Annotated in this window: 1 protein-coding gene; it reads right to left on the bottom strand. The window is 60.5% G+C overall.

Annotated elements, in window-relative coordinates:
- Positions 1 to 451, bottom strand: a 451-nt coding sequence (locus EN824_RS33520; protein ID WP_245521070.1) for an FGGY family carbohydrate kinase, incomplete at both ends; no start/stop codon positions are given.

The following is a 451-nucleotide window of genomic DNA, read 5'->3' as shown; positions in this document are numbered from 1 at the left end:
GCCACCGCGAACACGATGCACGTACCATTCGAGATTGGCGGCGGAGGTGGCGCTGGATTCGATATTGACATAGCGGTTGCGGCCAAAGGTCGTAACCATGAAGACATCGGGACTGATGACCGGCCTGTCTGCGAAAACCTGGTTGATGCTCCAGGTGCCGGCGATGATCGAAGCTTCCCCGGCATTGATGACGCCCGACCCCATGGCGCTGGAGACCACATCGAAGAAACCGCCGATGACGGGTGTGCCTTCGGATAGCCCCGTCATACCCGCAGCCTCGCCCGTCACCTGGCCGACGATGTCGGCCGATTCCACGCGATGGGGGAAAAACGCGAACGCGTCCTCGATATCGTAAAGAGACAGAAGCTCGCGGTCGAGTCGCGCTTCCGGCAAAGCCAAAAGTCCCGCGCCGCTGAGATCGGAAATATCATTGGCAAGGAGGCCCGTCAGG

The organism is Mesorhizobium sp. M8A.F.Ca.ET.181.01.1.1 (genome assembly GCF_004792025.1).
GTDB lineage: Bacteria > Pseudomonadota > Alphaproteobacteria > Rhizobiales > Rhizobiaceae > Mesorhizobium.
Note: the sequence above shows the minus strand (reverse complement) of the source record. Positions and strands in the feature narration are given on the sequence as shown.